General features: G+C 64.7%; 23 protein-coding genes. 3 read left to right on the forward strand and 20 right to left on the reverse strand.

Annotation, left to right across the window (positions count from 1 at the left end):
- Positions 1 to 3: 3 nt before the first annotated feature.
- The 7 genes from AC0L5F_RS01480 to AC0L5F_RS01510 form a co-directional block, all read right to left on the reverse strand.
- Positions 4 to 315, reverse strand: coding sequence for a DUF6112 family protein (locus tag AC0L5F_RS01480; protein ID WP_473314831.1), 312 nt, complete (start codon positions 313 to 315; stop codon positions 4 to 6).
- A 94-nt stretch (positions 316 to 409) separates the two neighbouring features.
- Entirely contained in the window at positions 410 to 673 is a 264-nt protein-coding gene (locus AC0L5F_RS01485) for a DUF6112 family protein (protein WP_473314832.1), read from the reverse strand.
- Positions 674 to 716: 43 nt separating this feature from the next.
- The gene (locus AC0L5F_RS01490; protein WP_473314833.1) at positions 717 to 1,565 is read right to left on the reverse strand and encodes a M23 family metallopeptidase; all 849 of its coding nucleotides are present in this window, start codon (positions 1,563 to 1,565) and stop codon (positions 717 to 719) included.
- Positions 1,566 to 1,820: 255 nt separating this feature from the next.
- Positions 1,821 to 2,501: a hypothetical protein gene (locus tag AC0L5F_RS01495; protein ID WP_473314834.1), complete on the reverse strand. Its 681-nt coding sequence runs from the start codon at positions 2,499 to 2,501 to the stop codon at positions 1,821 to 1,823.
- Positions 2,502 to 2,558: 57 nt separating this feature from the next.
- Positions 2,559 to 3,548 (reverse strand): ParB N-terminal domain-containing protein, encoded by a 990-nt coding sequence (locus AC0L5F_RS01500; RefSeq protein ID WP_473314835.1) that lies wholly within the window; start codon positions 3,546 to 3,548, stop codon positions 2,559 to 2,561.
- On the reverse strand, positions 3,541 to 4,377 hold the full coding sequence (locus tag AC0L5F_RS01505) for a serine/arginine repetitive matrix protein 2 (RefSeq protein ID WP_473314836.1): 837 nt from the start codon (positions 4,375 to 4,377) through the stop codon (positions 3,541 to 3,543). The genes AC0L5F_RS01500 and AC0L5F_RS01505 overlap by 8 nt, the downstream gene beginning before the upstream one ends.
- A 358-nt stretch (positions 4,378 to 4,735) precedes the next feature.
- On the reverse strand, positions 4,736 to 5,653 hold the full coding sequence (locus AC0L5F_RS01510; RefSeq protein ID WP_473316124.1) for a bifunctional DNA primase/polymerase: 918 nt from the start codon (positions 5,651 to 5,653) through the stop codon (positions 4,736 to 4,738).
- A 552-nt stretch (positions 5,654 to 6,205) separates the two neighbouring features.
- Between AC0L5F_RS01510 and AC0L5F_RS01515 the strand changes: the two genes are divergently transcribed.
- The 3 genes from AC0L5F_RS01515 (at position 6,206) to AC0L5F_RS01525 (ending at position 9,181) form a co-directional block, all read left to right on the forward strand.
- A complete protein-coding gene (locus AC0L5F_RS01515) occupies positions 6,206 to 7,468 on the forward strand; it encodes an ApeA N-terminal domain 1-containing protein (protein WP_473314837.1) in 1,263 nt (420 codons plus the stop codon).
- 103 nt (positions 7,469 to 7,571) lie between these two features.
- Positions 7,572 to 8,036: a hypothetical protein gene (locus AC0L5F_RS01520; protein WP_473314838.1), complete on the forward strand. Its 465-nt coding sequence runs from the start codon at positions 7,572 to 7,574 to the stop codon at positions 8,034 to 8,036.
- Between the two features lie 251 nt (positions 8,037 to 8,287).
- Positions 8,288 to 9,181 (forward strand): hypothetical protein, encoded by an 894-nt coding sequence (locus tag AC0L5F_RS01525; RefSeq protein ID WP_473314839.1) that lies wholly within the window; start codon positions 8,288 to 8,290, stop codon positions 9,179 to 9,181.
- A 94-nt stretch (positions 9,182 to 9,275) separates the two neighbouring features.
- Here AC0L5F_RS01525 and AC0L5F_RS01530 read toward each other — a convergent pair whose 3' ends face one another.
- From AC0L5F_RS01530 to AC0L5F_RS01590, 13 genes are all read right to left on the reverse strand, one after another.
- On the reverse strand, positions 9,276 to 9,488 hold the full coding sequence (locus tag AC0L5F_RS01530; protein WP_473314840.1) for a hypothetical protein: 213 nt from the start codon (positions 9,486 to 9,488) through the stop codon (positions 9,276 to 9,278).
- Between the two features lie 117 nt (positions 9,489 to 9,605).
- A complete protein-coding gene (locus tag AC0L5F_RS01535; RefSeq protein WP_473314841.1) occupies positions 9,606 to 12,638 on the reverse strand; it encodes a LysM peptidoglycan-binding domain-containing protein in 3,033 nt (1,010 codons plus the stop codon).
- Positions 12,639 to 12,721: 83 nt separating this feature from the next.
- Positions 12,722 to 13,147, reverse strand: coding sequence for a TadE/TadG family type IV pilus assembly protein (locus AC0L5F_RS01540; RefSeq protein WP_473314842.1), 426 nt, complete (start codon positions 13,145 to 13,147; stop codon positions 12,722 to 12,724).
- A complete protein-coding gene (locus AC0L5F_RS01545) occupies positions 13,144 to 13,584 on the reverse strand; it encodes a TadE family protein (protein ID WP_473314843.1) in 441 nt (146 codons plus the stop codon). Before AC0L5F_RS01545 ends, AC0L5F_RS01540 begins: the two co-directional genes overlap by 4 nt.
- Positions 13,581 to 13,922 (reverse strand): TadE family protein, encoded by a 342-nt coding sequence (locus tag AC0L5F_RS01550; RefSeq protein WP_473314844.1) that lies wholly within the window; start codon positions 13,920 to 13,922, stop codon positions 13,581 to 13,583. Before AC0L5F_RS01550 ends, AC0L5F_RS01545 begins: the two co-directional genes overlap by 4 nt.
- 49 nt (positions 13,923 to 13,971) lie before the next feature.
- Positions 13,972 to 14,157 (reverse strand): hypothetical protein, encoded by a 186-nt coding sequence (locus AC0L5F_RS01555; protein WP_473314845.1) that lies wholly within the window; start codon positions 14,155 to 14,157, stop codon positions 13,972 to 13,974.
- Positions 14,158 to 14,201: 44 nt separating this feature from the next.
- Complete coding sequence (locus tag AC0L5F_RS01560) at positions 14,202 to 15,107, reverse strand: type II secretion system F family protein (RefSeq protein ID WP_473314846.1); 906 nt, start codon at positions 15,105 to 15,107, stop codon at positions 14,202 to 14,204.
- Complete coding sequence (locus AC0L5F_RS01565) at positions 15,104 to 15,958, reverse strand: type II secretion system F family protein (RefSeq protein ID WP_473314848.1); 855 nt, start codon at positions 15,956 to 15,958, stop codon at positions 15,104 to 15,106. Before AC0L5F_RS01565 ends, AC0L5F_RS01560 begins: the two co-directional genes overlap by 4 nt.
- Complete coding sequence (locus AC0L5F_RS01570) at positions 15,955 to 17,445, reverse strand: CpaF family protein (protein ID WP_473314849.1); 1,491 nt, start codon at positions 17,443 to 17,445, stop codon at positions 15,955 to 15,957. The genes AC0L5F_RS01565 and AC0L5F_RS01570 overlap by 4 nt, the downstream gene beginning before the upstream one ends.
- Positions 17,442 to 18,209, reverse strand: coding sequence for a CpaE/TadZ family protein (locus tag AC0L5F_RS01575; protein WP_473314850.1), 768 nt, complete (start codon positions 18,207 to 18,209; stop codon positions 17,442 to 17,444). Before AC0L5F_RS01575 ends, AC0L5F_RS01570 begins: the two co-directional genes overlap by 4 nt.
- A gap of 3 nt (positions 18,210 to 18,212) precedes the next feature.
- Positions 18,213 to 18,767: an SAF domain-containing protein gene (locus AC0L5F_RS01580; RefSeq protein ID WP_473314851.1), complete on the reverse strand. Its 555-nt coding sequence runs from the start codon at positions 18,765 to 18,767 to the stop codon at positions 18,213 to 18,215.
- Positions 18,768 to 18,910: 143 nt separating this feature from the next.
- Positions 18,911 to 19,387, reverse strand: a complete 477-nt coding sequence (locus AC0L5F_RS01585; protein ID WP_473314852.1) for a hypothetical protein — start codon at positions 19,385 to 19,387, stop codon at positions 18,911 to 18,913.
- A gap of 457 nt (positions 19,388 to 19,844) precedes the next feature.
- A complete protein-coding gene (locus tag AC0L5F_RS01590; RefSeq protein WP_473314853.1) occupies positions 19,845 to 20,468 on the reverse strand; it encodes a hypothetical protein in 624 nt (207 codons plus the stop codon).
- Positions 20,469 to 20,573 lie beyond the last annotated feature (105 nt).

Below are 20,573 nucleotides of genomic sequence, written 5' to 3' on the forward strand. Positions count from 1 at the left end.
CGATCAGACCGATTGACCGACGTTCCAGAAGAAGTTGATGAGAGCCACCGAGGCTCCGGTGACAATGGCGGCGCCAAGCGCGACGAGGACGCCGAGCTTGCCGCGGCCGGCCAGATGAGGGTTGGACGAGTTCGAGCCAAGTGCCCACACGACCGCGGAGATGATGAGAGCGAGCACAGCGAGGATGAGGCCGACTGTCATCGAGGCACCGACGATAGACTTGAGCTGACCGATGCCGGGGAGCCCATCGGAATTTGGGCTGATGTTGACGTCGCGCGGCAGCATGTGGACGAGTGATAGGCCGAGACGGATCACGATTCCTCCTGAGAAGTGGTGTGGAAGGTCTGCTGAGCAAGTGCGCGCAGCACACCGATGGGGGAGCGGCGAGTGGACGCCGAACGCGCGGTCATCACAGTGACGCGCCCACACCAAGGAGCCAGTTCGTCCACGCCAGAGCGCTGCCGGTGAGCAGGGCTCCACCCAGCGCGACGAACAGCCCGGTCTTCGCCTTGCTTGCGGCCTGCCAGCTTCCGTTCGCGGAAGCAACCGCCCACGTCGCGGCACAGACGACCAGCATCAGCACGGAGATGATGAGGGCGAATGTCATCAGCGCCCCCACGATCTGGCGAAGCTGACCGGAGCCTCCGACGGCACCGAAGTCGGGGCCGACCATCGGGATGAGATCGGGGAGCGTATTCATGACGAGGAGGTGCGGATCACGGCCCGGTTCGAGTGGTCAGATGAACGTGATCGAAGTGTCCGCCGGTCACGCTTGTGGGGTCGAACATGCCTCCACCGTCGTACCGGCGCCACCCTTCGGCGGCTCGCGCGACCGACCAGATGCGTCCCTGCCAGATGAGGTATTCCACGCCGAGAGTCTTCGCGTTGTCCTTCAGCCAGTTGGTCACTCGCCACCCATCGGTAAGTGCGTTTCCGGTTGCGGCGTGCCCGATGGAGTTGCCGAACGTGCCGTCGCACGATTGCCCCAGTTCGTGCTCGTTGTCAGTCCCTGGTCGATCTGACCAGCACGCCCAAGAACTGTCCGGGAAGTTGGTACGCAACTGAGCCAGGACGTGTGCCGTGCGCCGAGTGATCTTGCCTGCGGTCGTCGGATCGTCGACCAGCTCGTCGGGGCCAGTGCCGGTGTAGGGCGCGGCATCGGCGCCCGGCCTTGCAGCGCAGCCATCTGTGCCGGCTTCTGCTCCGCCTTCGAGATCGATTGCGCCGTGGGCTGCAAGCCACGGTTCGGGATTGACGGGGGCTGACTGCGCTCCGCCTGGACGGATCTCGAAGTGGAGGTGGGCGCCGGTGGAGTAGCCGGCGGAACCGACGTCCCCAATGTCTTGTCCGGCTGTCACGGTGTCACCGGCACGTACGTGAACCCCGCTGGAATACATGTGTCCGTAGCCAGAGGCCAAACGCTGGCCGTTGACGGTGTGTTCGATGAGGATCAGGTTGCCGTAGCCGGCAGACGGCCCCGCGAAGGCCACTCGACCATCGGCTGCGGCGAGGATGGGGGTTCCGGCTGGCGCTGCGAAGTCGGCGCCGGTGTGCAATTTGCGCACTCCAGTGATCGGGTGCACTCGGATCCCGAAGCCGCTCGTGCGTACCCAGGTCCCCGACGGGAGCGGGAAGGCCACCCGAGCGGACTCACCGACTGGGCCGTTGAGAGGGCCCGGACCCGTCGTGGTCGACGCCGAAAGACACGATGCCTGCGCGGCCGGGTTGAGCAAGACTGCGACGCCGAGCAGGCACACAGCGGGACCAAGCAGGAGTGTCAGGAATCCCGCGACTACCGCCTTGCCCATCATCAAGCTCGATCAGTCGAGGGGTTCGTCGAGTAGTGAGAGCCGGAGCAGGTAGCACTGGGGATAGGTCGGGCCGCACACCACGAACATCGTGAAGGCGACATGATGGGCTGAACTAGCCGACGCTCCTTCCCAGACTCCGGCTCGGTGGCGAACCCCCGAAATGTTGTACGCAGTGGTGCCCGGCAGCAATCCGTCGGGCCCGGCTTGAGATTCGGCCTTGGGCCACGACGATGGCGTGCGCGTCGATTTGACCTCGATCCACTGGCGCGTTTCGTATTGCTGGAGCTGCGCCCACGCCTCGGGGGTCGGCAGGTAGTTCTCGATGTCGGAGACAAGGCCGGCGCTCGACTCACCGGTGGGGTCTGCGACTTTTGCGAGTCGCTCGATGTGTTCGGCGCGCGTGATGACGGTGGCGGTGTCCCACTCGAAGAGGGCCTCAGCGGCGAGGCGGGCGAATGCTTCAGGATCGGCCGTGGAAGGCAGTGGCGACAGTTGGTTCGGTGACGCCTCCGCGATCGGTGGCGCCGCCTCCGAACTCGGCTGCATGGCCCTCGGAACTATTGCCGACGTGGTGGCTGAGCGATGCGCGAGGACCGTGTAGGTCAGGAACGACGCCAGCAGGAGGACGATCGCGATCCCTCCGACAACCAGTCGACGGCGTCGAGTGCCTTCGGCGGTGGAGTAGAGCATGAGCGCCTCCGGGACTGCGGATGGGACAGCAGACAGGTGCTTCGGTGCTACCGATCGTCAGGTGGGAATCAGTTCACGGGCAGCGCTGCGCGCGCGCCGCACGATGTCCGCGAATGCCTGCGTCTCGGCGAGGACTCGCTCAAACATTTCCCAATCCTTGTCTGACAGTTCTTCGGCGATCTCGCTTGCGTCGTAGTGCGCGCTCCAGTCGTCGAGGTCTCCCCATGTGAGGAGAAACGCGCGGGTCGTTCGGCGGCTCTTATCCGGCCGGGCTTGCCGTCGAGCCTGCGCGCGCTGGTCCGTCTGTTCGGCTTTCGCCCGGGCCAAGGCATCTGCAGACAAACGGTGGACGCCATCGTCCACATTGGTGCGTGAGTTGGGGGTTGCGAGTGCCAGCGCGTCCTTCACCCTGGTGTAGGCGCCGTGGACCTTCGCTCCAGCCCGGATGGCGTCGAGTTCTCGACTGGCCAGTTCCCGCACGGCATCCGGCGCATGGGGATCTTCGGCCACTTTCCTGATGGCGTCGACCTGCTCGTGCCGATGATAGGAAGCACTGCCAGTGATGAGGTGTGACGCTTGGTCACGTGCCTTTCCGGTGCCGTAAAGCGGTGGTGGCGAATCGCCACCACCTGCTTCTTCACCTGAATCGGCAGCAGCGCTGAACCGCGTGGCCTCCTGGCGACGAGCGGCGTCCTCGGTCAGAAGCACCTTGATCTCGGCATACAGCCGCGCCTGCTCGACTTCGTCGAGATCCTTGCGCTGCTCGTTCTCGTCCCGCTCAGCGAGAAGCCGGGACAAGTCGTCGGAGATGCCAGATCGGACCCACACCCGTAGGGTTCGCCACCCAAGTCGCTTGACGGCTTCGAGGCGCCGTCGTCCGCAGACGAGGACACCGTCGGGGGTGACGGTGACGGGTTGAAGGAGGCCGAGTCGTTGGACGGACTGCATCAGTGCCTCGATGTCGCCGAGGTCGTCCCGGTGTCGAGCGCCCACCAGTATGGAGTCGATGGTGCGCTCCAGCTCGATGTGACCGGTGAGGTCAGACATGACGCCCGCCTTCGGCAAGCGCACGAGCTCCGCGCGAGATCGAAGCCTTGATGTCGGGCATGGCGACGACGTCGTTGACCTCGTGTCCGATCAGCAGCAGCATGAGGACGCCACGTCCGGCATTTGTCTGCTCGCGGTCGGGATGTTGGATACCGAGGACCGCGCGGAGTAGGGCGAGCCAGCAGCGCTGGTCGAGGTCGAGCAGCGCTTGCGCGTGGCGATCGCGGCGTAGGTACTCGAACGCGGTGAGCCGCGAGCCGGTTCGCATCAGCCGATTGCAGATGTATTCGATGCCGGCCCGCGCTGTCTCCCGGGGCCAACCGAGGTTCGTGAACACTTCGATAGCGCGGTCGACGGCGACGAACGCATTGGTCGACTGATCAGCCTGATCGGAGGCTGGCTCAGCTTCGATCTCCGAGAGCTGTTCGACTTGAAAGGCGGGGTGGTACTCGTAGATCGCCGTTTCGCGATCACTGAACCGTTCGGCATCGTGAAACGCTGAGTTCTCGCTGCGTCGTGCCCGGGCCGTCGAGCAGAGCAGCCCGTTGGCGCGCGCCTCGTAGGTCAGGGTGAGTTGGACGGCCCGAGTCACGACGGCCCAGGGGTCGAACGCTTCACGGGCCGCCCGGGTTCGCAGCACCTCAAAAGCAGCCACCGCGGCGTCACTCGGCTCTTGGCCGTGCTTACGGGCCAGAGCGCCGTACTTAGTCATCGTGAACGCCATCAACTCCTCGGCTTCGCGATCGCTCCAGCGCACTTCCCCGCTGTGGAGCATGACGAGGAGTGCGCGGAGTCCTTCGGACGTGTCATAGGCGGGTGCGGAGTTCATAGGTGGAGCCCTTCGGTGGGAGCGATCGGTCCCGGCCGGGCGATCGCGGTTCGGTAGATGCGGCGGTTCGCTTGCGTGGCGGCCTTTGCCGGAGCGCGCCGGGACCGGCGTACCAATTCGGATTGGAGGTCGATGCCGCGGCTCAGCCACGACGTGCCGATCACAGTGGGCAGCTCACTTGGCCGCACCCACGAGACGGTGCGTCGCGCCCGAGCCGATTGGCCGGTCGACCCTGACGCCTGGAGCGAGGGATCGCGGTGTCGCGCGAGAGTCGAGACCTCGACCTGAGGTTCTGGCAACGTGGGCGACTGTTCGGGGAGAGTGCGGTCCTCGCGACGCTCGTAGAAGTCCGGGGTGTTCACAGTCCCACCGCCTCGGCCGCTGTGGCCGGGGGAGTGGCGGGTGCAGCCCTTCCCGGCTGACTCGTGATCCGGAACGCAGATCGGATCGTGGTCAGTGCCTCTCGGTCGTCCAGCCCTGTTGACCGTGCGGCGTCGCCGAGGAGCGCTGCCGTGGAGTTGAAGCCGTGGCCTGCCTCGACCATCCGGCAGGCCGCCCAGAACAGTCCGTGGTTGCGTGCACCCTCGGGTCGGGAGGCAACCCAGGCGGCGAGTTTGTCTGGTCGGGAGCCGATGGGTCGCAGGTCAGCGGGCGGCCGAGTAGGTCGCGGCGGGTCGAGAAGGCGTCTAAGACTGGCAGCGTCGACCGACCCCGGTTGGTGTTGTCCTATGGCGATTGTCTTGTAGCTGCGGGACTTGCCCGCCGCAGTCGCTATTCGCGACGGCGGCACGATGATGTAGCCGCCATCGCCCCGGAAGTCGACGTGCGAGCTCGGCACCTGCCACGACCGCTGCTCGTGCGGGTCAGGATGAAGGAAGTAGGCATGAAGGCCACCCGACGGGGTGCGCACCAGCCATGCCCAGTCGTTGGTCAGGCCAGCAGACCGTGCCAGCTCGAAGGCCGAGAATCCGTTCCCGGCGGAGTGGACGTCGACGTCGACGACATCAACCCCAGAGGGGAGCCCAGTCGGCATCCCGACGTTCGCATCGGGCTGAAGTCCCCACCAGGCCTTGACCTGAGCGGGGTCGGTAGAGGCGTCGTGGAACCCACGTTTGGTCAGCGGATGCTTCCCGCCCGGAGCGCAAGGGAAGATCGGAATGCCGGTACGAGCCAGCATCATGGCGGCGGTGGCGAGGTCCGGTGACTCGGACAGGACGAGCGGCAGTTGCTGAGTCCACCGCGAGGTCCCGTACTGCCGAGGCGTTGTGTGGTTCATGCCCACGACGTTCCTCGGCGAACGCACCAAATTGCGCCCGGGGAATGCTCGCCCGGGTTCCCCGGGCGCCGGCTCGAACTACCCAGGGCACGACTATTTCCGCAGGTCAGCGCCCGCCCGGGAAGGCGACGTCATCTGGTGGCTAAAGGCGGCAGGCAAATGTGTGGCAGTCCGCCCAGATTGACTCGGTGGTCCAATCCGGGCGCTTCCCGCCGACCCGATGAACCCCTGCATTGTTGAGCCGGGCGCCCGCCGTGCCGCACACATCGAGCATCCCGCGCGGGTGCCATTGAGTCCCGCCACCGAGGGCTGGGGAAGGTGGTGCGGTGCTGTCGCGGTCGACGAGGGCAACCAGACCCAATGACGTCAATCGTCCATTGTCTCGTGTGCCGAATCTTAAGCGGGGCCGTTGGATACTGACCCACAGTGACCCGGCGCTGTATTCGGGGTCGTCCGTCTTGGCCGCGCTACGGCAGTTGCTGCCAAGGTAATTCGAAAGGGAGAAAAGTGGATTCGGATCTTCGTCGTGTTGGCTCATCGCGGCTTGGCTACATGACCGACGGTGACCATCGCACTCCACATGTCACAGTGCGGCTTGAGAACGACGGCGAGCGTCTCCTACTGACAGTGCCATGGGATCGGAGGCTAAGCGACACGTACCTGCGCTGGTTCGTGAACGCATCCTGGGGCGACGACCCCGAGAAGAGTCGGTTCCGCTATCAAGTCCCCGAGCACCTTGAGTTTGCGGACTCCTTTGGCGCGGTGACTCTGGTCAATTGCCGAAGTCTGGGAATGAATCAGAAAATCATCTCGCAACTCGGCGAGGGCTACGTCGAGCCGGAGTACGCCATCTTAGGAGGCAGGGGCGGCGCGGACTACACACGAATCAATGGGCTGCGTTCCGAACTTCATGGCCTCGGCGACTGGATGGGTCTGCGAAGTCTGTCACGCGAGGACCACGTTGTTGAGGGCAAGTTCTTTGGCGCCGAGCTGCAGGTGAGGTCACCGCCCCCGATCCCGATAGGACGATCACTGAACCTAAATGTCGCGCCGACCTTCAGCATCGATGATCGGTCGGAGCCGGACACCACAAAGATCCGGGAACGAATGCTGATCGAGACCCTTGTATCGCGGCCACGGATGTGGGCCGACCACTGGAAACTTCACAATGCCGTGCGTGATCTCATCAGCGTCGCCGCATGGCGAGAAGCTGCCTATATTTCTCATGAGGTGACCAGAGACGCCGACCCGATGAGATCGGTGGACGGGACACCCCGATTTCGCAAGTGGTCCCCTGTTGCCACCTTTGCGACCCGGATACCTGATGAAGCGCCTGTTGGGCGACCCTCATATCTATTCACCTTCCAAGAACTTCAACCGCGCGGCGTAGCCCGCTGGCTCAGCCTTCGTCATGACTTCGCACGTGGAATCGATCCGATCTTGACCAGCCTTTTCCTACCGGGTTTGTCGTTCGAGGCGAGGGTCGCGGAACTTGGAATCGGCTTCGAGGCGGTGGGACATCGTCTCGCTCTGGAAGACGGCGCCGCGCGAGGCGCGGCAGCCGCTCAGTCTCATCATGCTCGTTTGCAGCGCGTTGCCCGAGACTTGAAGTTCGAGACGCCATTCTGTTTGGACGAGTGGGCATCGGAAGCAACGGCCGCGTACAACGCCGTGAAGCACGCCAACCGAGAGCCCTTTGACCTGTCCAGGCTCAAAAACTCGTATCGCGACAGCGTCTTGGTATTTCGACTTTGGGTGTCAAGCAAGATCGGCGCGAAGTCAGTCAATGGATTTGAGCGCATACCTGGCCATTGAACCCGTCTGGCGAGCTGCGCCAGCGTCCTTCGAGCGCTCAGTTCAGCACCACGTAGCGGCTCGTTCACTGAACTGGGCACCCGTCATCGGCGATACTCAGCCCATGTCTGTGATCGCTACCGTTGGCGCCACACTTGCGTCCGGCATCGTTGCCGCGGGTATAGCGATCACGAGTGACAATTGGCGCGGCGACCGAACCCGGCGTCGCGAAGGCGAGATTGCACTCCGAGAGTTCCAACGCGTCTTGGGCGACATGTCCGGATACCTCCTCATGGCGGACTCAATTATCGACGAGACGCCGCTCGAGAAGCTGGACTGGACGGATCTTGCTCAGGCCCGGCGAGCGGCTTACCCGTACAGGAATCTTCTCCACCGGGACGATCGGAGTTTGGTCACGCGCAGCAGCGTGCCCTACGACGCCCATGACCGCATGCCATATGACTCCCGACAGCCGGAGGTAGACCAATGGGCGATGGAACTCGACGCAGCGATCGATCGAGCCTTTGCAAGGCGGCTCCACCGGCTCTGGGTTCGGATCACCCGGCGATCGAAGGGCCAGGCCAGCTGATAGAGGACGTTCTGTCGCCGCGTACCGCCCATCGCATCATTCCACCGCCTTCACCGCCCGAGCGCCGCACCTTCACCTCCAGCGTTGAGCTTTGGCTAAGTTGTCTCGACGTCGACGAGCTTCGCCTCAAATGCGACAGAACGTCGCATCTCCGGTTCGGCCCTGAAGGTAGGCAGCTCGGGCAACTTGCCGCAGCCGATAGCGACTCGGAGTCGGCACCACTTGTCGAAGTCAGGAGGCATGATTCCCGTATGGATGGCGAGAGTGCGGACAAGGGAGTGGGCGACATCGGCGGCAAGGCAATCGCTGCGGTCGCGGGAGCAACAGTCGGCGGGGTGCCTGGGGCGCTCATCGCGGTAGGTCTCGAGCCGGTCTTTATGCGCTTGGCAGCGAAGTCGTGGGAGGAGCTGAGCGATCTTCGTCGGCGCTCGGCCGGCTACATGCTCCAAACCGCCAGTGAGCGACTTGGGGGTGCACCCGAGGACGTGGTGACGCAATCATTGAGTGCCACAGGCACAGCACAGTTGCTCGGAGACGCACTCCAGGCAGCCGCAACCACGTCCAACAGTCAGAAGATCCGTGCGCTCGGACGGGCGTTGGCGAACGGGCTCGCTAGAGACGATGCTCAGGTGGACGAGGAGCGGCTGGTAATAGCTGGCTTGTCGGTCCTGGAGGAGCCCCATATTCGGGTTCTGGCCAACTTGCCACGCCAGCGCTCACGCCCCATCAGCACCCCCGGATCATCGGCAACAGGTACAGCCGGCCGTCGCGGGGCTCCATTGGGGACTATCGCCGAGGCGAGTGGCCTTAGCGTCGAGGGGGCGACCAACGTGCTGTCCGAGATTGTAAGAACCGGGATGGCCAGCCGAGACACTTATGCCGCCGAGCGTCGTCATGACCGATACATCCTCGACCTACAGGCTGAGCTAGCGAAGTTGCAATGGATCCTGGAGAACCCGAGCAAGAAGGCTCAAGGCAATCGCCGTCCCAAGAAGTTGAAGAAACTTGGTTCGGTCGTAGAACCTGGCTACGAGCGGACGCCTTTCGGCGATAGATGTCTCGAGTATCTGGAGTCGATGCCGCCGGAGGACCTTATTGACGTTCCGCAGGACGACCAGGTCGATCTCGATGACGAAAGCGTCTGACACTCAGCCACGCTTGCGTCTTTCCGCCGCGACTTAGTCACTTGGAAACCACAACTAGCACCTGAAAGACACTAAGAGGCTGCGGCTGCCTAGGTCATCCGCGGATGCGGTGAGTGGTTTCGCCGGTCAGCTCGTCGGCTAGGCGATCGCCACGGATCCGGTGGGTAGTCTCGCCCGTTGCCTCATCGGTCACCCTGTCACCTCGGATGCGGTGGGTCGTTTCGCCCGTCAGTTCGTCGGTAAGACGAGTGTCACGGATCCGATGGGTGGTCTCGCCAGTCCGTTCGGACGTCAGTCGTTTGGTCATGGGTCCCATCGTCCGCCGACGTACCGACATTTAGAAGAGCCGAGCGGCTTTGCCGCCCGCGTCAATCCGTCGCATTTGACCGTATGCCTAGGAATATTTGGGTTCATAACCTAGAGGTCAGTGGTTCTCCGAGGGGCGTCGTGGGCGCCCCCAGTCGTGGTTCTTGACGATGTGCTCGGTGCGCTCGGGCAGGTCGATCGGCGGGAGGTCGTCGTCTCTCCGGTTGAAGACGTCGTCTCGGAGGATCTGTTCTGCGAGCACATTGTGGCCTGCAGCTTCTGTGGCCTTGGCGAGGTCGAGCCGTGCGATTTCGTCATACGGTGCGGCATGACAAGAGGTCTTTGCGGCCGAATGTGCGGTTGCCAAGTCGCCATTTTCGAGTGAATTGGTGACCACGATGTGGGCGGTGTCGACGACTGCGCAGGCAGCGGTCTCGTGGAGGCGTTCTCCGTCGAGAAGCCAGCTCCAGCCTCGCTCGCGCAGACGGTCGAAGGGTTCGCCATTGACCAGTTCAAGTGCCGTCTGAAGGTCAGCGATTCCATCAGCGCCACGAGCCTGACCGCGTGCCCGTAGCCGGCGGAAGAGGTCGAAGTCGACGAGGAGGTCTTCAACTTGGTAGCCGGCGACTCCGGTCTGCTCGTAGACGGGGGAGGCGTTGGCTGCGGGCAAGTGAGGGCGACCAGTCCGTGGGTTCGCGGCGAGCCATGCGCGAACGAAGCTGAGGTCAGTCCGAGCGCGAGATGTACCGATCGAGAAGGCTTCGGCGACCGACGCAGAGGAGACGCCTTGGGGGTGCAGCGCAAGATAGGCGAGCATCTCGACGAAGTACGGCTTGCGCTCGGCGATCTCTGTGTAGGCGCCGCGGGCGGACGCGTCGACGGGACCAAGGAGTGTCAGCTTCGGATAGACGCTGTCTGGGTTCAACCACTCGGCGAGGTCCAGGTCGAGGGTGGGGTCGGTCTCCTCTACGACTTGGCGGGTCGGCGTGGGGGTTACGGGCGCAAGCACGGCGACGTCCTCGGTGGTGGTCGCCGCCATCGCCTCGTATGCGTCTGCTGAGTTCGGCAGAAGGGAGCCGTCTCCCGCCGGTCCGATGGGGCGGGCTTCGGTGAGTTCGCCCCGGAGCGCACCGGCATCGTCAGCGAGGGCACGCCAACCTGCGGCGGCCTCTGTGTCGGGTGTCGGGATCGCCGTTGCCTCCCGTGTCAGGTCGACGATGGCTGCACATGCCTGTGCCTCCTGGGGCGTTAGGCCCGCCGTGCGCAGATCAAGGCCGAGGTGCTGAATGCGGAGGCGTCCGTCAACCGTGACGTCAAAAACTGAATCGTGCTGCTCCAGTTCCACATGGATTTTGACGATCGCGGTGCCTGCGCGAGAAGTCTGGTTTCTCACGATTTCGGCCACGGCGCGCAGTTCGTCCGTGCGGCATGCATCAGGCGTGATTACCACTGCGTGGAACGGGTCAGGGTCCCCGAACCCGGCCTGCTGAGCCGCATCAAGCTCCTTACGCAGATGGCCGAGGAAGGTGATGTCGTTTGGAACATGGTGGTGGAGGCGTACGGGGTCGAGCAGAGCGAGCTCGGAGGCAATGCCGACGACGTCGGTTGCGACGAGGACTGACCACGGATTCAGGGCCAGCTCGGCCGCGATGTGGGTGCCGAGAGCTTCAGTTCGTGCTGTGTCGCCGGTGACGGCAACGGAGCCCAGCCGCTCGAGGTCAACGAGCCACAAGTGTCCGGCGTCATCCTGGCCGACGCTCACGAGCAGCGGGTATGGCGGCAGGACGTCAGCCTCCGGCACAGTTGCGTCAAGCTCGGCTTGCCACGTGTCGTCCGCACCTATCCACGGCTCCGGCAAGGTCGTCGCGGCGGCGAGATGAAGCGTCACTGACCGGGCGTCGAGTTCAACGGCGTCGACCTCGGGCACGACGCTGGGGGTTGAGGCGAGGTGGCGGAGGAGCCGGTCAAGCTGTTCGACGGCGTCAGCCGTTGGCGCACCGGTGAGCCACGCAGTCTTCTCGACGGCTCGCAATTCAGGTGGTGGCGGCACGATGACATGTCCCGGCCGTCGGGAGCGCTGCTGAGTACGGCGGTGTGCCCGTACGGCGATGAGCAGTGAGCCCGCCAAGATGGCGCCTGCCCCAGTGAGCCCGGGCAGGAGCCAACCGGAGCCGCCTTGTTCATCGACCTTGCCGCGGGCATCGACAGTCGTAGTCGCGTCAGTTCGGGGTTCGAGCGTTGGTGAAGTATTGGGAGCTGTCGTCGGCGCAGGCGTCGGCGCTGCCTCGTCGACCGGCGGATCGATTGCCGTGGGCGGTGTGACGACCCCGGCGTCGGGAGGAGGCATCTCTGGGATGGTGAGCTTCCATCCGGGTCGAATCAGATTTGGATCAGCAATTCTCGCTCCATCTGCCTGGACAGTGTCGCGCGAGGCTTCAAAAATCTCTGGGTAGCGTCGCGGATCATCGAGAGTGTCCTCAGCGATCGCCGAAAGCGTGTCGCCGGGCTCGACGACAATCTGTTCAGCGGCGCGGTCGGTGTCCGGTTCGTTCGCATCGACGGGCACCTTGAGCACCGTGCCCGAGACGATGAAATTCGGTCGCCCGTGGAGGAGGTCGCGGTTGTGCTCGACGATCTCGATGTAGCGTGCTCCGTCGCCGAGCAGGCGATCGGCGATCCTCCACAGGCTGTCGCCACGTTTGACCGTGTAGTCGATGGTCGACGGCTGCTTCGCCTGCGGCGTCCCCGTGGTTGCTGCGTCCGGTGTCTCGCGGTGTACGCCAGCGGGCTCAGCTTCTAACCCGAGTCTGGGTGACTCGACGACTGGTGGGGTGGTGCTGGCGTGTGCAGGCGCAGCTGGAAATGCGGCGGCCGCGGTTGGGACGGCCACGAACAGTAGTGCGGCGGTCGCGACGAGTTGTCTGGCGGCCCGTTGCGGAACCCCCAAGCCCAAAAGGGACGGCGTGGGCATGCCGCGGACCTGGGCTACGGTCTCGACCAACACCGAGAACGCCATCACAGCCCATGCCATCCATGCGACAACGGAGATCACTACAAGAGCGAGCGTGCCGTCGTCGGAAGTGGTGAGCAGGTTGCCCATCTTGTCGAGGTCGGCGTCCCACGGCGCGGATCCAATCGCGATGAGCAGCACGGGGACGGCTGCGACCAAAAGGATGATGAGGGCCGTGGCACCCAAGCCCTGGAGTTGGTGCCTGAGCTGTAGCGAGGATCGTGTCATCGTTCGGTCCCTCCGAGGCTGCGGATCAGCCGGGCCGAGGCTTCGCCGGTCACGGTGAGATCCCCGAGGCCGATGAAGCTCAGAAAGGTGGGTCTGTAGGCGTCTGTGACGTTGACCGTGATGGTGTCGCCGCCGGTGATGGTCACGGTGCCGGAGACATTCGCTCCGGCGAGGTAGTCCTCGGCGGCGTTCCGCGCGGCGGCAGTGTCGACGGCCAGGTAATGGCCCTCGATGGCCGGCGCTGCCTGCACCTGCTGGCCGGCGGTTCGAGCGGCCTGGGCGGCGACGTCATGCGCTCGTTGCTGGGCGTGGACCTGTCCGCCGAGGTCGACGGCGAGGCCGACCAACATCATCATCACGAAACTTGAGGTCACCAGCCACAGGCTGATCGACCCACGTTCGTCAGGCGTCCACTGGCTCATGTTCGTTCCCTCCATGTGTCGAGAGGGCTGGAGATCGTCGCCTTGATGACGCGGCTTCCCGGTACGCCCGGAACGGAGAGATCTGAGAGGTCGAGACGGCATTCGACGATCACCACGACCGAGCCGGGCTCCCCGACAGACTTGCTGAAATCTGCGGTGTCGATCGACACGTTGATGTTGAGGCAGTGAACCTGCTGGTTGGCCAGACTGGCCCGGGCAGCCCTCTTGGCGTCCTTCGCCGCGTCGGAGCTCGTACGGGCGATCGAGGCGGAACGGGCAGCATCGGCCGCGGCTGACTCAACCGCCTGGTGCGACATTGCGGTTCGTCCGCCGAAAATGATGAGGCCGACAAAGAGCACGAAAGCCGGCAGTCCGACAGCGGCCTCGATCGAGGCGGAGCCGTGCTCGTCCCTGTTCGGGGCTCGTGTGGGCTTCATGGCGCAGTCAGCCTCTCCACGGGAAGTGAGGCGCTCTGCTTGACGACAGGGTTCCATCCGGGGATGACGCTCAGGCTGTGCCCCGTGACCGTGACGGTGACGGTGGTTGCAGTGCGGATTGCTGTGGCGCTTGCCCCCGGCAGGACCTCATTGCCGCCAGCCTCGGCAACGAAGTCGGAAGCAGCGGTGGCTCCGCTGGACTCAGTGCCGTGTTCGCCGCCAGCGGCGCGAGAGCCTTCTTGCGCAGCTGCGATCGCCACTGTGCGGGCGTGATAGAACAACGCGGCCTGCATCCCGAGGAACATCACCGCAAACAGAACAGGCAGCAAGATGACCAACTCGATCGAAACCGATCCGCAGTCGTCCTGGCGACGCCGGTCGCTCCTACTACCTGATGTTGCCGGCCTGGCTCTCGACATATGCCTTCACCGCCGCAACCACGATGCCGACGATGGCGATGACGGCGACCGCCCAGAGGACGTGCTCGGTGGTGACTGAGCCGCGCTCGTCTCGTCGCAGCCGTGCATTGAGCCCGAGGTTTAGCACCAGTAGCGCTTCCACGAATCGATTCATGTCGTTCCTTCCTGGATAGGTTCACTTTCATGGGGCCATTGGGGTCAGGTGTTGCTGAACATCCGCAGCAGTGACGGGGCTACCAGCAGCGCCATGAAGATGACGCCGAGCAGGGACCCGGGGATCGTCATGCGCTCGCCAACCGCATTGGCCTCAGCAATCTCGTCGTTGAGCATCGCGGTGCGCATCGCGGCGGAGCGGGCACGCAGATTCGTGTAGACCGACGCGCCCTCCTCGCCGGAGAGTCGCATGATGTCGGCGAAGTCATTCAGCTCAGGCAATCCGAGCTCGTCGGCGAGCGCATGCAGGGCACCCCACGGCGGTTGGCCGGACCAGCGGGAACGGGTGAGCTCCTCGCTCAGCCGCGTGAATACCCACGAGTCTCCGACCTCCGCGGCCGACTCCATGGCCTGCCGCACGCCCGAGCCGTTGTTGCGTTCCAGGGCAACGAGGTCGATGTATGCGCCGAGCGCTCGACTGAATTCGAGCCGGGCCTCTTTTGCATCGTCGATCGCGTTGTAGTTGGGCAGGAAGAACATCGCCACGGCGAGGCCGAGCGACGCTATCGCCGGTACCGCGAACGGGAAGCCAAGGCCGATGAGGCCGAAGAGGAAGGCCAGGAGCGGCGGGATCAGTAGGCCCAGGAACGCGAAGACGAGCTTGTCGCCGTAGAACTGCGCCATCGGGATACGCAGCAGTGCGAGCTCTCGGGTCGGCGTCCGCACCCACACGCCGGGTGGCAGCGACTTGATTGCCCAGACCCCGATTCGTTCTTTGCCCTGTGGGGAGGTGGCCGGGCCGAGGGCAGTGACCCGCCCACGCGCGGGAGTCAGTCGGCTGAGTGCCTCAGCGAGATCTGGTTCAGCAGGCAGCAGCCGGGCGATGACCAGCACCAAGCCCAGCCCAAGCAGGGCGCCACCGGCCAGCGCCAGTTGCAGTCCGGTCGTCATGTGGCACCGCCGATCTCGGAGGCGGGGGAAAGGAATCTAGGCAGTGGGCGGCCTATCGCCATCCGCTTCATCCAGATGAGGGTCGCGACATACGCGGAGAGCAATGCGATCAAGATGACTTGCCCGAGCGGGCTCCGGTATGGCTCGACATACGTTCCGGAGACGGCGAGGACGACCAGGACACCCACACTGATCAGAGTGACCGAACGGGCCGTCGCACGCGGCTTGGCTCGGTCGGCTTCGACCTGGCGTCGCGCCCGAACGTCGGAGGCAACAGATTCGGCAAGTCCTTCGAGTACGCTCGCCAATCCGGCGCCTCGGCGTCGTGCGCCGAGGATCAAGTTGGCGGCCACCAGGTCGCCGGTGGCATCGTCGAGCTCGTCGGCGAAGGCCCGTAACGCGTCCTCGGTGACCCACCGCGCCCGAAGCCTCGCGACCAACCTCGTGACTTCCGGCGCGATCGCTGCAGGCGTCGATCGAAGGGTGGCCACCAACGCTTGCTCAAGGCCGACACCGACGGTGAGGACACCGGACAACGATCGAGTCCATTCCTCCATCCCTTCGAGTCGGTTGATCTGCGCCGAGGCCGACGATGAGGACAACAGGGTGGGTAGGCCGACGAATGCAACGGGCACCACGATGAGCGACAACACCCACCCGGTGACGAGCAGTGCGACGACTCCTGCACCGAGGCCGGACAGCAGTAGGAGACGGAACCGTTTTGTCACTGGCCAAAGTCGACGACGTCGAGGTGTACGTGATGCAAGCTCGGTGGGCCGGAGGCCGATGAGGAGTGTCAGGAACCCACCGACAAGCAAGGCTCCAGCAACAGCTGGAATGAGAACGATCATGACCGCACCTCCTGCTGCGCCAGGTAGCCAGCCAAGTCGAAGCCGTGGGCTGCGAGTGCGCGGTAGGAGTCCGGCAGGACGGCCGGCGAGGCTGTGCCGTCTGGGTCGGGAGCGAAGATGTGGGTGGTCGCGTAGCCAGTCTCGCGTTCACCGGGCTCGAGCGCGATGATCTCGGCAAGCCGACGATGCCGGTGCGATCTGTCGCCGTCCCTTTCGGTGCGCAGATCGAGATGGACGATCAGGTCGATGGTAGCGGCGAGTTTGCTGGTCGCCAGATCATGGGTGACGTGAGATCCAGCCTCCATCGCGCAGGTCACGAGCTTGCGGATGGCCGCGATCGCGTCGGCTGCATGGGTAGTCGAGATGGACCCGGTGCCGGACTCCATCGCCTTGATCATCGCCCAGATCTCCTTGCCCCGAACCTCCCCGACGATCTGGCGCGAGAGGTTGAAGCGGAAGGAATCGACCAAGGCCTCGTCGAGGGTGAATTCGCCCGCTTGTCGTCCGTCGGGCCCGCGTTCGCCTGACCCTGGGCGGGCCTCCCACGGATGGACGATCCGATGTCGGTCGCGCAACTCGTGCAGATGCAACTCGTACTCGGTCTCGAAAGTGCCGATGGCCTCCAGTGGATCGATCTCAGCGCAGAGGGCACGGACCAGAGTTGTCTTGCCGGCTCCTTGGCTGCCGGAGACGATGATGCTCTTGCGCGCTCGCACGGCGGCGCGAAGGAACGATGCGGTGACAGGTGTGAGCATCCGCCGCGAGACGAGGTCGTCGAGAGTGACTTCCATCAGTCGGTGACGCCGAATGACAACGGACGGGCGAGGAGTGACCCAGGCCGCCGCCGCGAGGCGGGATCCGCCGTCGAGGCGTAGGTGGAGGCGGGGTTGTGCCTCGGAGAAGCCGCGGGCGTTGACCTCGCTCCGCGAGGCCAGGAAGACCAGGAAGTCGATCAGTTCCTGGTCCGATCCAGCGACACTCGGGCCGTCGACCAAGGAACCATCGGTGAGTTCGAGCAGGACGTTGTCGTGGCCAGCGATGATGATGTTCTCGACCCGGTCGTCATCCACGAGTGGTTGGAGGCGTCCCAGCTTGAAGAGCGAGTCGAAGACGGCGCGCGCAAGTGCGTCCTGTTGGACCATCGGTATTGCCGCCTCGCCCGCGTTCGCCCGATCTGCCACGGTGGACACGATCAGGTCGAGAACGATCGACCTCCCGAGCTCTTGCTGTCCCGCCTTGTTGAGTCGACCCCGGTCGGCAGCAACAGCTTGACTGAGCTGCTCGGAGGCCTGAGCCCGCAGCGCGGCGACAAGGGCCCAGTCCATGTTCCGGACCGGTGACGGAGCAACGCTGGCCAGCCGGGGGAGTGCCCCGAGGTGGGAAGGTCCGGCGCTGTGTCCGTTGTTCGGTGGCGATGAGCTGAAAAGCGGCAGTTCAGCGATTTTCGTCTTGATCCCCGCACGCTCCTCGGTGCCTTCTGTCGTCATGGCTGAGCACCTTCGAGCAGTTCGCTGCGGCGATGAGTGATCGTCGAGTGGATCGCGGCGATCGCAGCGTGGAGACTCCGCGCGAGTGCGCCGGTCTCGAAGCGGCGCGGGGGAGCGGCTCCGCGGGCGAACACTGCGGCTGATTCCGGTTCGTCCGGGAGACTTGCCACCACGGGCAGGTCCACGACGGTCGACACTTCGCGGGCGTCATACGGCTGGCTGTCGCCGACGAGCAGCAACCCCGATTGGTGCCAGTCCAACGGGGGACGCTGAAACGAGTCGGCCCATGAGCGAAGCGCGGACAGTGCGGGCAGCGTGGTCCGGCTGACAAGCAGGGCGAGGTCGGCGGCCTCGAGCAGCACTTCTGGTGAGCCGAAGAGGCCGAGCCGGCCGACGTCGATGATGACGTCCTGTCCGGCAGACTCCAGCTCCGCAAGAGACTCCGCCAACGGTGCCCACAGGTCGCGAACCGCGCCCGCCTGAGAGTGGGACCGAGTGCCGGCCACGAACGAGACGTGGGTTCCCTCGATTGGTTGGGCGACATCGGAGAGCGCTTCGCCGACGGTGCTGGAGCTCAGGGCCAGCTCGATGATGCCGGCGGTGTACTGCTCAGCTCCTCGGAAGTATCCGGCCAGGATCCCGGAACCGCCCGTCGGATCGGCCTCAACGAGAAGTACCGGACGGGGCCACAGCAGTGCCATGCCGAGCGCGGTGGTGGTGACACCCGGGGAACCCGATGCCGAAGCGAGCGCGATGACGGCCATGTGTCAGCGATCTCTCGAGTCGAGCACGATCGCGATGTCGCCCGTTGCGACCCGAGTCGCAAGGACTGTGGCATCAGCGTGGGGGACCAGCAGATCGACAACGATCTGCCCGGTCTCGTCGGAGGCGGTGACGCCGACGACCTCCGCATCATTGAATAGCGGAACCCCAGCTGGAAGGTCGTCGCCTTGTGCCGGTGTGACAACCACACGTACCCGGTCGCCGTACTGGAGGTTCAGACCGGGAGCCTGCGCGGGCGTCAATGCGACACCGACCACGGAGTTTCCCGCGGCGGGAGTCACCGCCGATGAGAACGAGCTGGGAGTCAGCATCCCGCCCTCTGCAACGTCGAGCGCTGCTCGTTGACCGACCACCTGATCGAACTTTGAGGCCGGGACCGGCCTGAGTGCCGGGTCCGAGCTGAGTCGCACCCGGGCGAGATCTGCGGCCTCGATCACCGAGCCACGCTCGATGCCGTGACGAGCGACCAGGACTTCCTGGGTGGTGGTGGTGGCCGTCCACGCCCAACCAGCGAGCAGTGCTCCCAGGCAGATGGCCACGATCGCGGCCGCGATCAGGGCAGGACGTCGTCGGAGTTTGGGAGGCGGCGAGAGCGGAGTGGCGGCGGGAGCAGGCTCACGTTCGAGCGTCCTGTCGTCTCGGGTTGCTGTACTGGTCATACGTCGTGCCTCTCCTCAGCCCGCTACCTCACGAGCACCTGTGCCTCTCCGATCGCGATAGCGACCGACCGTTGCAAGCCGTTCAGCCGGATGGTCCCGGTCTGTCCTGCCCCTGCCCAGGTGATGACCCAGTCGGAGGTTGCGGTGACAATGAACTTCCCGCCCGACTTCGACGAGCTGGACTTGTCGTAGACGTGCCCGCAGTCGGGTGACTCTCTCTTGCCGTAGGAGGGCTTGTACGGCGTGCCGGTCCCTCTGCAGGTGACCTTCGTGCCATCGCCCATGTCCCAGGTGAGCTTCCGCAGCCGAGCAGTCGCGTTGATGGTGATCCCGCCGGCTGATGCTGACGCGGTGATCGGTCCGACCGTGTGGTCATTCGGGTTTGTCGCCCACAGCCAGACCGGCATCCCGACGATGCCGACGTTGCCGGCGCCCGGCCGGGGAGTGATCCCAATGTCGATGGCCCGCAGTTCCATCTCGTCGATGGCGAGCTGAGCCACTTGTCTCGGAGTCGGCCCGGCGCCGGAGTTGGGCGGGGGATCCTGCGACCAGAGGTAGATCAGGAGGGCGGTTTGCGGCTGGTAGCAGTCGTAGACGGCGCCGTCCCCGGGCCCATGGCCACGCCAACTCGGATCGCCCGCCGGTGGCTGGGGCGCGGATGCCTTGATGTAGCAGCGGTAGTTGTTCGACCAGTAGCCGTACTCGGCTGAGCACGGGACCGGCCCCGGCGGCGGCTTCGGGATGCCTTGCTTCCTGCCGTCCCAGTAACAGCTTCCCCTGATCCGGTGTCCTTCGGGCCGTCACCGGCGGGACCTTGAGGCTTGTCGGGGACATCGATCCAGATGAGACAGTGTCCCGTCGCTGGGTCGGTCTGTTGGCAAACCGTTTCGGCCATGGCCGGGGCAGAACCGAACACGAGGAGGCCGGCCAACAACGTGGCCGAGGGCGTCAGCGCGACTAGGAAGCGTCGCATGGCGCCTTCTTCAGGTCCTCGCCGCCGGCCACGCGCCAACCGTCAGTCGGATTCGATGGCCAGTCGTAGTTGGCCACGCTGAATCGTGTCCAACCGATCGCCGCTCGGTCGGGCGTCACGACGGATTCGCCGCTGTCGTCGACGACGTCGACAGAGCTGACATCCCAGCAGACATCGACGATCGCGGTCGGAACCTTGCCCGCTGCCGGATCCGAGTTGTCGAGACTGATCGATCGGGTCTCCAGCTTGATGATCTTCGTGTTGCCGACTTGATGGAGCCGTTGCTTACGCTGGCTCTCGAGCAACTTCTTCTGTGCCGCAAGCTGGGTTGACGCGGTGACTGATTCCAGTTCCTGCGCGGCCCGCTCGGGATCCTGCCGCAGCGCGTCAACGGTGGGGTAGTACGTGCGCACGATCGCGGCCGCTGCGTCCGAGGCGACCACTGTCTCGGACGGGGATGCTGTGTCGCTGGACGAGGCGGTGGGCCTCGGACCCGGTTCGGTGCCGTCGCTGGAGGTGGTGCAAGCGGTCACAGCCACGAACAGCACGACGACAGGCGCGAGGTTTCGCGCCTCCCGCAAAACGGTCGTCAATCGTGTGTTCGTCATGCCCCCGAATCCTGACTTCTCCACGAGATCTCGCTCGCGGAAAACGTAGGACGATGTCCTGCCGACGTACCAACTTGGGCACCGTCAACCCCTATTGAGTCACCA

Source organism: Aeromicrobium sp. 10G20-16, from assembly GCF_055809665.1.